Annotated in this window: 14 protein-coding genes; 1 reads left to right on the forward strand and 13 read right to left on the reverse strand. The window is 27.1% G+C overall.

What is annotated here, in order from left to right; genetic code table 11:
- Window positions 1-273: 273 nt before the first annotated feature.
- From AWT65_RS05725 to AWT65_RS05780, 12 genes are all read right to left on the reverse strand, one after another.
- Window positions 274-1,164 (reverse strand): ABC transporter permease, encoded by an 891-nt coding sequence (locus tag AWT65_RS05725; protein ID WP_066730080.1) that lies wholly within the window; start codon window positions 1,162-1,164, stop codon window positions 274-276.
- 12 nt (window positions 1,165-1,176) lie between these two features.
- Complete coding sequence (gene opp4B, locus AWT65_RS05730; RefSeq protein WP_066730081.1) at window positions 1,177-2,139, reverse strand: oligopeptide ABC transporter permease; 963 nt, start codon at window positions 2,137-2,139, stop codon at window positions 1,177-1,179.
- Between the two features lies 1 nt (window position 2,140).
- A complete protein-coding gene (locus AWT65_RS05735) occupies window positions 2,141-3,094 on the reverse strand; it encodes an ATP-binding cassette domain-containing protein (protein WP_066730082.1) in 954 nt (317 codons plus the stop codon).
- A complete protein-coding gene (locus AWT65_RS05740; protein ID WP_066730083.1) occupies window positions 3,091-4,098 on the reverse strand; it encodes an ABC transporter ATP-binding protein in 1,008 nt (335 codons plus the stop codon). Before AWT65_RS05740 ends, AWT65_RS05735 begins: the two co-directional genes overlap by 4 nt.
- 133 nt (window positions 4,099-4,231) lie before the next feature.
- A complete protein-coding gene (gene pcp / locus AWT65_RS05745) occupies window positions 4,232-4,873 on the reverse strand; it encodes a pyroglutamyl-peptidase I (RefSeq protein WP_066730084.1) in 642 nt (213 codons plus the stop codon).
- Between the two features lie 10 nt (window positions 4,874-4,883).
- Window positions 4,884-5,279, reverse strand: coding sequence for a hypothetical protein (locus tag AWT65_RS05750; RefSeq protein WP_066730085.1), 396 nt, complete (start codon window positions 5,277-5,279; stop codon window positions 4,884-4,886).
- Window positions 5,269-6,153, reverse strand: coding sequence for a site-specific tyrosine recombinase/integron integrase (gene xerA, locus AWT65_RS05755; RefSeq protein WP_066730086.1), 885 nt, complete (start codon window positions 6,151-6,153; stop codon window positions 5,269-5,271). Before xerA ends, AWT65_RS05750 begins: the two co-directional genes overlap by 11 nt.
- A complete protein-coding gene (gene recN, locus AWT65_RS05760; protein ID WP_066730087.1) occupies window positions 6,146-7,777 on the reverse strand; it encodes a DNA repair protein RecN in 1,632 nt (543 codons plus the stop codon). Before recN ends, xerA begins: the two co-directional genes overlap by 8 nt.
- Complete coding sequence (locus AWT65_RS05765) at window positions 7,752-8,696, reverse strand: alpha/beta hydrolase fold domain-containing protein (RefSeq protein ID WP_066730088.1); 945 nt, start codon at window positions 8,694-8,696, stop codon at window positions 7,752-7,754. The genes recN and AWT65_RS05765 overlap by 26 nt, the downstream gene beginning before the upstream one ends.
- Complete coding sequence (locus tag AWT65_RS05770) at window positions 8,693-9,625, reverse strand: alpha/beta hydrolase fold domain-containing protein (RefSeq protein WP_066730089.1); 933 nt, start codon at window positions 9,623-9,625, stop codon at window positions 8,693-8,695. Before AWT65_RS05770 ends, AWT65_RS05765 begins: the two co-directional genes overlap by 4 nt.
- Window positions 9,609-10,352: an NAD(+)/NADH kinase gene (locus tag AWT65_RS05775; protein WP_066730090.1), complete on the reverse strand. Its 744-nt coding sequence runs from the start codon at window positions 10,350-10,352 to the stop codon at window positions 9,609-9,611. Before AWT65_RS05775 ends, AWT65_RS05770 begins: the two co-directional genes overlap by 17 nt.
- 1 nt (window position 10,353) lies before the next feature.
- Window positions 10,354-11,262 (reverse strand): alpha/beta hydrolase, encoded by a 909-nt coding sequence (locus AWT65_RS05780; protein WP_066730091.1) that lies wholly within the window; start codon window positions 11,260-11,262, stop codon window positions 10,354-10,356.
- Between the two features lie 197 nt (window positions 11,263-11,459).
- On the opposite strand from AWT65_RS05780, the gene AWT65_RS05785 reads away from it, so the two are divergent.
- A complete protein-coding gene (locus AWT65_RS05785) occupies window positions 11,460-12,044 on the forward strand; it encodes a hypothetical protein (protein WP_066730092.1) in 585 nt (194 codons plus the stop codon).
- Between the two features lie 55 nt (window positions 12,045-12,099).
- On the opposite strand, the gene adhE is transcribed toward AWT65_RS05785, so the two are convergent.
- The gene (adhE, locus tag AWT65_RS05790; protein ID WP_083497848.1) at window positions 12,100-14,760 is read right to left on the reverse strand and encodes a bifunctional acetaldehyde-CoA/alcohol dehydrogenase; all 2,661 of its coding nucleotides are present in this window, start codon (window positions 14,758-14,760) and stop codon (window positions 12,100-12,102) included.
- Window positions 14,761-14,819 lie beyond the last annotated feature (59 nt).

The following is a 14,819-nucleotide window of genomic DNA, read 5'->3' on the forward strand; positions in this document are numbered from 1 at the left end:
GAGCCAGGATCAAACTCTTCGTTCTTATCTATCTTTCGATATTCTTTTCACCTTTTTTGTCTTTTCTTAACATCTTGTTTGCTTTTCTTTTCTTAGTGTCCTCGTCTTTATTGACAATCACTATATTACCAAATTTATACTCCTTTGTCAATATCTTTTTTTCGTTTTTTTTCAAAAATCTTCTCAATATACCTTTTTTACTGGCTTAAAATGTTTTTATTTTTTTTATTTTTAGATAAAAAAAGTTATGAGCTTGTACTCATAACTTTAATTCTATCCTAATCTTTGTCTTGCATCAGATGCTCTCTTCAATGCTTGTCCTACATAATTAATACATAACATTAAGACAAGTATTAATAAAGAAGCTGGCAACCAAACCCATAATTTTGTTGATATTATTTCTGGTTTTGATGCATAACTTATTAATGTTCCTAATGATGGTGTTGAAGGCGGAAGACCGTAACCTAAAAAGGTCAATCCTGTTTCAATACCTATGTTTCCTGCAAATGTCAATGTTAAATCTACTAATATAATAGAACTAATATTTGGCAATAATTCAGTTAACATTATTTTTATATCACTTGTACCTAAGGTCTTTGAAGCACTAATATAGTCCTTTCTACCTTCTGATAAGGCTTTTGATCTAATCAATCTTGCCGTACCTATCCATACAAAAGCTGTTAATATGAAAATAAATTTACTTACTGTATATTTTGGAACTATTGTTATAAACACTATTATAACCATTGTTGTTGGTAATATCATAATAAAGTCTATTATACGCATAATAATATTATCCACACGCCCAGCATAATAACCTGCTATAAGTCCTACCATTATACCTATCACTTGCGAAATTATAGTAACTGAAAACCCAATAATTATTGAATTTCTTGCTCCTATAATCAATTGCCCTAGAATAGATCTACCTCCAGAATCTGCTCCAAGCCAAAATCCTTCACCAGGTCTTGCAAATTTATCCAATAAACTTACTGTCATTACTTCTTCTTGATTTAATAATAAAGATGATATAAATATTATTAAAATCAATGATACTAATATTATTAATGAAAATAAGGCTACCTTATCTTTTAAAAATTCTCTTTTTATAACTTCAAATCCAGTAGGTGCTTCACTGAATTTTTCTTCTTCTTTATTATTCATGTAAAAAACCTCCTACTCTATTCTTATTCTTGGATCTACTATACTCAATATTATATCTGATAATAATGTTCCAAATAATGTTAATAAACCATACATCAATATCAATGCTGTTATAACACTATAATCTCTTGAACTTATTGAAGATATGAATAATTGCCCCATTCCTGGATAACCAAATATAGTTTCAATAAATACTGAACCACCTAATAAACCTGTAATTGTGTAACCAAAGAAGGCAGCAATAGGTAGTATTGAATTTCTAAATATATGTTTTGTATATACTTTACTAACAGGCACACCCTTACTTCTAGCTGTTTTAACATAATCTAATTGTTTTGCATCTATAACTTCATTTCTTAAATATTGTATTGTACCAACAGTACTTAATAATGCATATGTTATTGATGGTAGCATTATATGATAGAACCTATTTACAAAGTAATGAATAGATCCTGGTTTTATTCCTAAATCTACTGAACCCGATGTAGGGAATATTCTTAATGTATATCCAAATAGCCATAACATTAATATTGATAAAACGAATGTTGGTATTGCATAACTTATATAATTATATAAAATAACTGCCTTATCTAATTTTGATCCATTATATCTTCCTGCCAATATTCCTAAAGGTATTGCAATTGCATATGACAAGATAACACTAAATAATGAAAGAATAAAGGTATTATATCCTCTTTGCCCTATCAAAGTTGTAACTTTTAATTTATATGTATAACTTATACCTAAATCTCCTCTAAATAAATTTCTCACCCATCTTATATATTGTAAATACCAAGGATCGTTCAATCCTAATTTTTGTCTTAATTCTGCTATTCTTGCTGGTGAAACATTTGGATCCATTAATCCTGAAAATGGATCTCCAGGCATCATTTTAGCTAATAAGAAAATTAGAATACTCAATATTATAATTTGAGGTATCATTATAAGGATTCTTCTTAATACTGTTTTCCACATTTTATTTCACCCCTTTCAATGCAACAAAATGAGTTTCATTGCTCTTTGTGGGATCTAATGGTTTTAAATCAAATACTTTACCATTTTCTGTATAATATTCTTTTTCTTTTTCTTTGTATTCTTTCTCAACTAACAGTCTATTTTCACGATTTATATCCCTAGTTCTAGGATTTACATCTGGTATAGCCGCTATTAGTCTCTTTGTATAAATATGTTGTGGATTTGTATAAATATCTTCTCTTAATCCTTTTTCTACAAATCTTCCTCTATACATTATATAAATTTCATCACACATATGTTTTACTACACCTAAATCATGTGAAATAAAGATATAGCTCAAGCCAAATTGCTTTTGTATGTCCTTCATATAATTTAACACCTGTGCTTGAACAGACAAATCAAGTGCTGAAACTGGTTCATCTGCTATTATTAATTTAGGTTTTGTTGCAACTGATCTTGCAACTCCTATTCTTTGTCTTTGTCCTCCAGAAAATTCAAAAGGATATTTATAGATAGTATCTTCTGTCATACCAACTATATTCAATAATTCTATTACCTTTTTCTTTTCCTCTTTCACTGTTAGATTATCAAAATTTCTTAAAGGTTCTGCTATAATATCTAAAACTCTTTTTTTAGGATTTAATGAAGACATTGAATCTTGGAAAATCATTTGTACATCTTTTCTATATGCTGATTTTCTCTTTATTTTATTCAAAGATATTCTTTTTTCATTATATATTACTTCCCCAGATGTTACTTTTTCAAGACCTATTATAGCCTTCCCTATTGTTGATTTACCACTACCTGATTCTCCAACTAAACCATAGCTTTTTCCTGATTCTATCAACATATCTACACCATCTACAGCATAAACATAGTCCAATATTCTATTAAAAAAGCCTCCTCTTATAGGATAATGTACTTTTAAATTTTTAACTTCCATTACTTTGCTCATTTATTATCACCACTCATATCATCAAAATGAAAATTCTTATAACAAGTACATCTTACAAAATGCTCAGGTGAAATTTCATGTAATATTGGATTCTTTTCATGTTCATCTTCACTTATCCAAGGTATTCTTGAAGAAAATCTACATCCTACCCTTGGTAAATTTTTAAGTGAAGGCACTGTTCCTTGTATAACATGTAAATGCTCAGTAGCCTTATCTAACTGAGGTATAGAATTCAATAGAGATTTTGTATATGGATGCTTAGGATTATTAAATAATTCATTTACATCTGCTAATTCTACTATTTGACCAGCATACATAACTGCAACTCTATCTGCCATTTCTGCAACAACACCTAAGTCATGTGTTATCAATATTATACCTGCACCTATTTCATCTTCTAACTCTTGTATTAAATCAAGTATTTGTGCTTGTATTGTAACATCTAATGCTGTTGTTGGTTCATCAGCTATCAAAATGTCAGGTTTACAAGAAAGTGCAATAGCTATTATTACTCTTTGTCTCATACCACCTGATAATTCATGAGGAAATCTATTTATAACTCTTTCTGGATTAGGGATACCTACTCTTTTAACTAATTCAAGTACCCTTTTTCTTCTTTCTTTTTCATCTAATTTTGTATGATACAATAAACCTTCTTCAATTTGTTGCCCTATTCTCATAAGTGGATTCAGTGCAGAAAGAGGATCCTGAAATATCATTCCTATTTTATTACCTCTTATTTTATTATATTCATCTTCACTAAGCCCAACCAAATTTTTATTATTAAATAGGATTTCTCCTTCTACTTTAGTGTTTATCGGATCGTGTAAGCCAATTATAGAAGTCGCTAATGTTGATTTACCACATCCAGATTCTCCTACAATTGCTAAAACTTCATTCTTTTTTAAATTTATTGACACATCATCTACTGCATTATAATAATCATCTTTTATTCTAAAACTCGTGTTCAAATGTTTTATTGTCAGCAATGTCTCACTTTCCAAACTATTACACTCCTCTCTTTTTTTTATTCAATCACTAGACCTTTATTGTACTATATTTAGTATAAAAATACAAGATTTTTAAACTTTTAGTAAATTTAAAAATATCTCTATCTTATTTAATTGCTTTATTTTTCTAGCATATTTCTCCACAACTAATTTTTTTATCACAAGAATTTTCTATTATTGCTTCAATAGCCTTTGTTAATCCTTTAACTATATCTACTAAAGACATAGATGGTACATTTTTTTTATGTATGACTTGCTCAGGTAAATAAGGTATATGTATAAAGCCTGATTTTTTATTAAAATATTTTTTATTTATTAAATATTGTACTCCATATAGAACATGATTACAAACAAAAGTTCCAGCTGTATTCGAAATAGAAGCAGGAATATTTGCTTTTTGTATATTTTCAATCATAGCTTTTATAGGTATATTTGAGAAATATGCATTTTTGCCATCTTCAAATATTTTTTCATCTATAGGTTGATTACCCTCATTATCTTTTATTCTATAATCATCTATATTTATGCCTATTCTTTCTATTGAAATATCTGCTCTACCTCCTGCTTGACCTATTGACAATATTATATCTGGATCATATTTTTTTATGGCAGCATCTATCTTTTTTATAGATTTCATATATACAGTTGGTATTTCCAATTTTATAATTTCTGCATCTAAAATCTTATCTTTTAATGCTTTCACAGCTTCAATAGAAGAATTTATTTTTTCACTCCCAAAAGGGTTAAAACCTGTAACTAATATTTTCATATGATACCTCTTAAAAAAACATTCTAATAAAAATCAAAAATCTTATTATTGTATAAACTATTGAAAGTTCAATTGCTACATATATTCCATCTCTTTTATAATTTTTATATTCGCTATAACAAATAGAACTTATAGTTAAAATATAGGCAATAATATAAAGCAAACTAAATCTTGCAAAAAAGATGTATAGCAAATCTAATAGTATTATAAAAAAAGGAAATTTAATATATTTTTCTTCTTTAAAATATTTTTTTACTAAATTATAGCAAAATATAATAGATATCAGTATAAAAATATATTTGGCTACATTGTATTTATAAGTTAAACCGTAAGTCACTATATATAATACCGTTGAAATCTGTATGGCAGCATCCTCTTCCAAAAGCTCCAAAAATTTAATTTTCATTGTCATCTCCTATTTTTATCTTATCATATATTTTTTTTAATTTTGATTTTTCTACATGTGTATAAATTTCTGTAGTAGTTATACCAGCATGACCTAATATTTCTTGAACACTCCTAATGTCTGCCCCATTTTTTAGTAAAATTGTTGCAACTGTATGTCTTATCATATGGGGATGTACATGTTTTTCTATATTACAACTTTTCGAATGTTCTTTTAAAACCTTATAAAATTGTTCCCTTGAAGCTCGCGGAAAAAGTCTAAAATCTCTTTTATTTTCTATTAATTCTAGTCTTTCTTTATAAATATATTCCTTTAATTTTTTAGCAATCTGCTCATATATAGGGATATATCTATATTTCGAACCCTTTCCTAATACTCTTATATATCTATAATCGCTATCTTCAATATCCTTAACTTCTAAATTAACAATTTCAGATATTCTAGCACCTGTAGCTATTAATAATTCTAAAATTAATCTATCCCTTACATTTTTAGCTTCATGATTAAATGTATCTATTATTTTTTTTAATTCTTCCTCTGTTAGTATATCTGGCAATCTTTTTTTCTTTTTCATAGCCTTAACTGTATTTGTTGGATCTGTACTAATATACTTATTAACATAAAGAAATTTATAATAGGACTTAAGCGAAGAAATTTTTCTTTGAACAGAGTTATATTTATACTTTTCTTTCATATTTTCAATATATTTATATATATCTTCTTTGACTACTTCTGTATATTTTTTATTAATCTTTTCAAAAAAAATAGTTAAATCTTTTCTATAACTTTGAATAGTTTTTTCAGAACTTCCCTTTTCTAGTCGCAAATAATCTAAAAATTCATTAAGACTTACATAGTTATTATCTTCAGTCATTATCTTTCATCATCTCTTTTACATGTTCTTCTAGAGCCTTGCTTATATTATTTCCTGATATAATTCTAGCAATTTCTTTAATTCTTTCTTCTTCATTCAATTTTTTTATTTTTGTTAAAGTTTTATCTTTTTCATTTTCCTTATATATCAAAAATTGTTCTTTTGAACTGGCTGCTATATTAGGTGAATGTGTAACACAAATTACTTGTACATTTTTAGCTAGTTTTTTCATTTTATTTGCAACTAATTTTACTGTTTCTCCAGAAATTCCCGCATCAATTTCATCAAATATTAAAGTTTCTAATTTATCTACTTTTGAGAATACCACTTTTAATGCCAACATAATTCTAGACATTTCTCCACCTGAAGCTATTTTAGCTAATTTTTGATAATCTTGTCCTTTATTTGTTTTTATTAAAAATTCTATATCATCTACTCCTTTTTCATAAAAGCCTTCTTTTTTATTAAATAAAACTTTGAAACTTGCTTCTTTCATATTAAGTTCTCTTAATTCTTGATTTATTTCCTTTTCTAATTTAATTGCAAAGGCTTTTCTTTCCTTGGATAAATTTTCAGCTTTTTCTATATATTCTTTTATATACATTTCTTTTTTATTTTTTAACTCTTCAATAAAATCTGATGAGTATTCTAATTTATCTAAGCTATTTTCTAATTTATTTTTATATTCAAGTATTTCTTTTATAGTACTTCCATATTTTTTCTTCAAATTATTTATTTTATCTATTCTTTCACTTAATTCATCTATATTATATTCTTCGTCTGAAATTTCTATATCATTATTAACTTCATTTAAAATTTCTCTTGCTTCTTCTAATTTACCATAAATTTCAGAAATATTAGAATATTCTTGAATATACTGCAAGCCTCTTAAGGCCCTTTTTAAACTAGGTAACATATATTCATCTAATTCTATCTGTAGATTTGTAAGCCCTTCATTAATTCTTCCTTGATTGAAAGCTAATTTATATTTTTCTTCTAATTCTTCATCCTGATTTTCATACAGATTAGCAGCTTCTATTTCTTTTATACTAAATTTATAGAAATCCTTTTTTTCTATGATTTGTTTTTTTTCTTCTTCAACCTCACTTATTTGTCTATTAATTTCTCTAATTTTTGAAACACTTGCTTTTAATTCATATTTTTTTACATCTAAAAAAGCATCCAATAAATCTTGGTGATAAATCTTTTTTAATAAATATTGATTTTCATGTTGACCAACTATATCTACTACCAATTCCATTATATTACTTAGTACATTTAAAGTTACCCTTTTTCCATTTATACTAATTTTTGATTTAGCATCTTTTGAAATTTGTCTATAAATTATTAGTTCATTATCTTCTAAATCAATATCATCAACTATTTTACTAATTCTATTCTTTAACTCTTCCGAAATTTCTATAACTGCCTGTACTTTTAATAAGTCTTCATCTTTTCTAATTGACGAAACATTTGCCCTTTTTCCGGTAATCAATGCTATTCCATCAAGTATTATAGACTTACCTGCACCAGTTTCACCTGTTATAGTACTAAATTTCGTATTAAAATCCATTTCTATATCTTTAATTATTGCTAAATTATTTATTATTAGTTCCTTTATCACAATATATAGCCTCCAAAAAGTTTGTTATACTTTTAACTGCTTGTTCTGTCTTTGAAAAAATCGGGTATAATTGAAAAGCATGTATCATACCTTTATATATTTCAAATTTAGCATCTATTCCATTTTCTTTCATATTTTCATATACTAATGCACTATCATCTTTTAAAACTTCGTCTTCTCCGCATTGTAACAAAGTTTTAGGAAAGCCATGATAATCACCATAAACTGGCGATACATATGGATTTCTTTTATCTTTTACCTTTCTTGCATAAGGATTATCGTCAAGTAATACAATAGGTTTTTTTCCTAATAAAATATCTTTATTAAAATTAGTTCTTCTACTTGGAACATTATTAGATAAATCTGCCCAAGCTGACATTAAAACTATTCCATTTGGTAGTTGTTTTTTTTCATCTCTTCTTTTAAGTAAGGCTGATAATACAATATTACCTCCTGCACTGTCACCCATTATTATAACTTTAGAATATCTTGGTAAAACATAGTCTAATACTACATTAACTTCATCTTGTTGTTCTGGATATTTAGTTCCTTTCATATCTACAAGTACAACCTCAAAATCTGCCTTTGTTTTTTCTATTATTGTTTCTGCAAAAGAAAATCTTAAACTATCTACATAATTAACCATGAAGCCTCCTCCATGTACATAGACAACTGCATTTTTACTATCTCTTTTTTTATAATTATAGAATAGAACATTTTTATAGCTAAATTTCTTTAAAGTATAACCTCTTTTTTTATTAACAGTGTCAATTAATTCTGAACCAAAATCTATAACTTTAAAAAATCTAGCCTTGTCAATTACAATTTTATTTAAAAGTATGTCCATACTTTTTAATGTTAATGCACTACACGAAGTACATAATATACAAATAATCGCTAATTTTAATATTTTTTTCATTTATAAATTTCTCCTAAAAAATTTGAAATATTTTTTAATGCTTCATCTCTCTTATCCAACATTGGGAATAATTGAAATACATGTATCATACCTTCATATTCTTCTAATTTAACATCTACTCCACTTGTTTTCATTGCATTGTAAACAAATTTTGAATCATCACTCAAAATTTCATCACTTCCATATTGTATAAGTGTTTTTGGAAAATTCTTATAATTTCCATATATAGGCGATACATATGGATCTTTTCTATTTTTCACATCTTCAATATATGGATTATCCACCAATAACTTAGGATAAGCCTCCCCAAACAGTGCATCTTTTTTAAAATTGAATCTTCTACTTGGTGCATTATTTGTCAAATCTGTCCAAGGAGATAAAAGAAAAATACCTTGAGGTAATTTCTTATTTTCATCTCTTCTTTTTAATAGAGTTGATAATACGACATTTCCACCAGAACTATCCCCTGCAACGACTACCTTATCATAATTTGAAAAAGCATATTCTAAAACTTTTTCTAATTCAACTGATTGATCAGGATATTTTTTCCCTTTCAAATCTACCATAAGTATCTCATAATTTTGTGGACTCTTATCTAAAATTTGTTCATTCATTTTAAAGTATAAGCCTTTTATTGTGTCTATTACAAAGGCTCCTCCATGAAAATATATAAGTACATTTTTACTTTCCTTTTTTCTATAATTATAGAATTTAACACCCTTATAATCATATAATTTTAAAGTATAGCCTTTTTTAGCATCTATAGTTTCAACTAAACCATGTATATATACAATATTTTTTAAAAATTTATCTCTGTCATTTATTACATTACGGCTTAAAAATCTAAGCCCATTAACAGTTAATTTACTACATGAATTTAATGAAATTATTGATAAAAACACAATAAATATCTTAAGAATTTTTTTCACTTGTCCCTCTCCAATCTAATTTCTTTTTTAAAATATAGTAATAATTTTTATCTTGTGGTTCTATTAATTCGATATATTTTTCTGAATATTTAATAAAAACTTCTTTACAAAATTTTTTCTTTAATTTCCCATCTACATATATTCTTGCTTTTGATATTACTTTCAAATTTCTATCTGGTAAAATTAAAGGTCTTGTTCCCAAATATTGAGGCGAAATTGCAACTATATTTAAAACCTTAATACTAGGGTGAATTATGCTTCCCCCAGCTGACATAGCATAGGCTGTTGATCCTGTAGGTGTAGAAATAATTAGTCCATCTCCTCGAAATCCTGTTATTTCAACATTTTCATCATAAAGACTTAATTCTCCCATATTTTCAAATTTAAAAGCTATTTCATTAAGAGCATAATATTTTTTCATTCCAACTTTGCATTCAAGCAAATATCTTTTACTTAAATTAAAATCTTTATTTTTTAATTCTCTAATTCTCTTTTCAAAAAAACTAGCTTCTATATCTGCCATATAACCAATTCTACCAAAATTAACTGCTAAAATTGGTTTTCTATATTTCATTGCATATTTCATTGCTCTTAATATAGTTCCATCTCCCCCAAAGGTTATAATATAATCAGGTTTATCATTAACTATTTCTATTGAATATTTTTTTAAAATTTGAATTTCTTTTTCTATATTTAATTTATCTTTCTTTACTATTAAAATTTTCATTTTAAATTTCCTTTAATTCCTCTATTATTTCATCAAGAGCTTGTTTCGCTTCAGGAACATAACCTAAAAATTCCAAAAAGCCATGTCCCATACCTTTGTATATTCTTTCAGATATATTAAATTTCAAACAAAAATCTTCTATATCCAAATTAAAATAATCAAATTCTGCCATTATTACTTTTACTTTAGCAAATTTTTTAAAATCTTCTATACTAATTTTTCTCAAATCAAAAAATTTAGATTCTTCATCATAGTCTTTTTTTAAATAAAGCTTTTGTATTAATTTCATTATATGGTACAAAAAATTGATGCTTGCCTTTGCATAAATACTATCTTCTTCTAAGCCATATTCTTTAATATTCCAAGCTTTTCTTTGTTTTAAACAAATAACTGGATAAAATAGGGCAATATATGAAAATAGCTTTGGTTCTAATAAGGCTACATTCATTGCAAGATGCCCTCCTGCACTATCCCCAATTATTGCTATTTTACATTTTGGATTTATCTTTATTATTTCCTTTACTACATCATATATTTCGTGCATTGTATCTGGAAACTTTTTTTCTGGTGCTAAAGTATAATCTATTGCATAAACACAAAAGCCTGATTTTGCAATATATTTATTGCAATTTTCCATTATAACTGAAGCTCCTCCATAAAAGCCTCCACCATGCAAACTTATTACTATTTTATCTATTTTATCTTGAATATAGTATTTATATACTTTTATACCTAAAACATTTTTTTCTTCTTTTTTTACATCTTTTGCCAAATCTTTTGATCTATAACCTATTTTAGATCTAATTTTTGATATATCTAGTCCTTCGTATATAAAATTTTCTTTACCTAAGCCAAATTCATCATCTTTTCTTAATTTCATGGCTTTTATCATTGACTTTGCTATATCCATTTTCTCACCTACTTAGCTAAATTATACTATAATTCCTAAATCTTTACCATATTTTATTTAACTGAAAAAATTTTTTTTAATTTCATTCAATATTTATTGAATTAATAATATTTTTCCCTTTAGGAACTGACTAACTCTTATTGAAACTAAAAAAAATATAGGATATAATGCAAATAAATTTAGGAGGTTTTTGATTTATGAAAAAAATATTAACGCTATTAATGGCTTTTTTCACACTAACAATATTATCTATTGCTCATCCAAAAAAACCTGTATTTGAATCTTTTGTTGAATATAAAGTTCAAGATACTAAACATTATTTACCTTTAACACTTAAATTAGGTAAATCTGAAGGAAAAGATCTTTTATATATTCCAGGTTGGGGAAGAATTTTTTTACAAAAGACAAAGGATGGTTATAAAGATATAAATAATAATTTTGATCTTATTGAAAATAAGGATGGGTCTATCACTATAAAAGCAAATGTTACTATGGTAGATTTGAATTATTCAATGCCTACAAAATATAAAAAAGGTGAATTCTATCATTCTTTAACAGGTTATTTACATTCTCATATTTATCCTAATTTAGAACAAGGTCTTATAAAAATTGGTGATATTGACTATAAAGTAAATAAATCGTTAAATGACTTTGACAATTGTACTCTATATACTGAAGAAAATGGTAAATTTACAGTGCTTTATTTAAAGAGTTGGAATAGACCTACTGCACCTATGCCAGACATGGCTGAATTTAAATTTGAAGCAGTTTTAAATAGATAAAAATAAAGAGCAATTTTTAAAAATTGCTCTTTTATTATCTGCCCAAGGTTATTCATTATTTTTTCTTTTTAGTTTCTTTAGTTTCTTTAGTGTCATTTGCCTTAGTCATATCAAACATTTTTTCATATTCTTCAGCACCATAATATGCTCTTAGATATATTTCTTTCAATTCTGAAATTAATGGATATCTAGGATTTGCTGGTGTACATTGATCATCAAATGCTTCTAATGCCATTTGATCAACATGTTCTAAGAAGTCTTTTTCAGGAACTCCCCAATCTCTAATTGTCTTAGGTACTCCTACTCTTTCTTTCAATTCATCTATTTTTTCTATTAATTTTTCTATCTTTTCTTCTCTTGTTTCTCCACCTAAACCTAAGAAATCAGCTATTTTAGCATATCTATTCTTTGTATCTGGATACTTATATTGTGGGAATACACCCATTTTTACTGGTGCATCTGTTGCATTGTATCTTATAACTTCATTTAATAACATACCATTACAAATACCATGTGGTATATGGAATTGTCCACCTAATTTATGTGACAATGAGTGAACTATACCTAGGAAAGCATTAGCAAATGCCATACCTGCTATACATGAAGCATTAGCCATTTTTTCTTTTGCCTTAACTGCTTTAACTCCTAATGCAACTGATTCAGGTAAATATTGAAGAACTATCTTAATTGCTTCTAATGAATATGGTTTTGTATATTCAGTAGCCATTACTGATACATATGATTCTATAGCATGTGTTAAAGCATCTACTCCAGAAGCAACTGTTAATCCTCTTGGCATAGTTAACATTAATTCTGGATCGTTAATAGCAACATCTGGTGTTAATTCATAATCAGCTAATGGATATTTTATACCAGTTTCATCGTCAGTTATAACTGAGAATGGTGTTACTTCTGATCCTGTACCTGCTGATGTAGCTATAGCTATAAATTTAGCCTTTATACCCATCTTAGGGAAAGCAAATATTCTCTTTCTAATATCCATAAATCTCATAGCAAGGTCTTTAAATCTAATGTCTGGATATTCATATAAAACCCACATAATTTTAGCAGCATCCATTGCAGATCCACCACCTAATGCTATAATAACATCTGGCTTATATTCTTTTGCTAATTTAGCACCTTCACGAGTACAACTCAATGTAGGATCTACTCCAACTTCTGAGAATATTCTGTAATCTATTCCAATTTTTTCTAAAACTGTTGTAATATGATTAGCATATCCTAATTCAGCAAGTGTCTTATCTGTAACTATCATTGCTTTCTTATGTTCACCCTTTAATTCTTCAAGAGCTTGTGGTAAACAACCATATTTAAAGTAAACTTTTTCTGGCACTTTGAACCAAAGCATATTTTCCCTTCTTTCAGCTATAGTTTTAATATTTAATAAATGCTTAACTCCTACATTTTCTGATACTGAGTTTCCACCCCATGATCCACAACCTAATGTCAATGATGGTTCCAATTTAAAGTTATATACATCTCCTATAGCCCCTAGTGAAGCTGGCATATTTATCAATGTTCTTCCTGTTTTCATTGTTCTACCGAATAAGTCTATCTTTTCTTTTTCTGCAGGATTTACATACATAACTGATGTATGTCCTAAACCACCTAATTCAACTAAAGCAGTTGCTTTTTCAATTGAATCTTCAAAATTTTCTGACTTATACATACCTAAGATAGGTGATAATTTTTCATGAGCTAATTCTTCATCAAATGTTGTTTTTTCAATTTCTGCAATTAAAACCTTAGCTAATTTTGGAACTTCAAATCCTGCAAGTTGTGCAATTGCATAAGCACTCTTACCTACTATTTCAGCATTTAATGCTCCTGCTACACCATTTTTAAATAATGTTTTTCTTAACTTATCTTTTTCTTCATCTGTTAAGAAATATGCTCCTCTTAATTGAAATTCTCTTTTTACTCTTTCATATATTGATTTATTAACGATTAATGATTGTTCTGAGGCACAAATTACACCATTATCAAAAGTTTTAGATAATAGTATTGAATTAACTGTCATTTTAACATCACAAGTTTCATCTAATATAACTGGTGTATTTCCTGAACCAACACCTATAGCTGGTGTTCCTGATGAATAAGCACTCTTAACCATTCCAGGTCCTCCAGTTGCTAAAATTAAGTTAGCTTCTGCCATTAATTCTTTTGATAATTCCAAACTTGGTTCATCTATCCAACCAATTATATCATCTGGTGCTCCATATTGTTTTGCAACTTCTAAAGCTATTTTAGCTGTATAGATAGTTGAATTCTTTGCTCTTGGATGTGGTGATATAATAATAGCATTTCTTGTTTTAAGTGCTAATAAAATTTTAAATGCTGCTGTTGAAGTTGGATTAGTTGTAGGTATAACCCCAGCTATTACACCTATAGGTGTTGCTATTTTCTTTATACCATATGACTTATCTATTTCAAGTACACCACAAGTCTTTTCATCTTTGTATTTATTATAAATATATTCTGAAGCAAAATGATTTTTAATAACCTTATCTTCAACTACACCCATTCCTGTTTCTTCATGTGCCATTTTAGCTAAAGTAATTCTTTCATCATTAATTTTTTGTGCAACTTTTCTAAAAATTTTATCAACTGTTGTTTGATCAAAAGTTGAATATTTTTCTTGTGCTTTTTTAACTCTAGCCATAAGTTCTCTTAAACTTTGAACATCATTAACCATAATCTTAAAAATCCTCCCAATTTCTTGTTATTTTTTTAACATACTAATTGTAGTACATA

Origin of the sequence: Sneathia sanguinegens (assembly GCF_001517935.1) — a bacterium.
Taxonomy (GTDB): Bacteria; Fusobacteriota; Fusobacteriia; order Fusobacteriales; family Leptotrichiaceae; genus Sneathia; species Sneathia sanguinegens.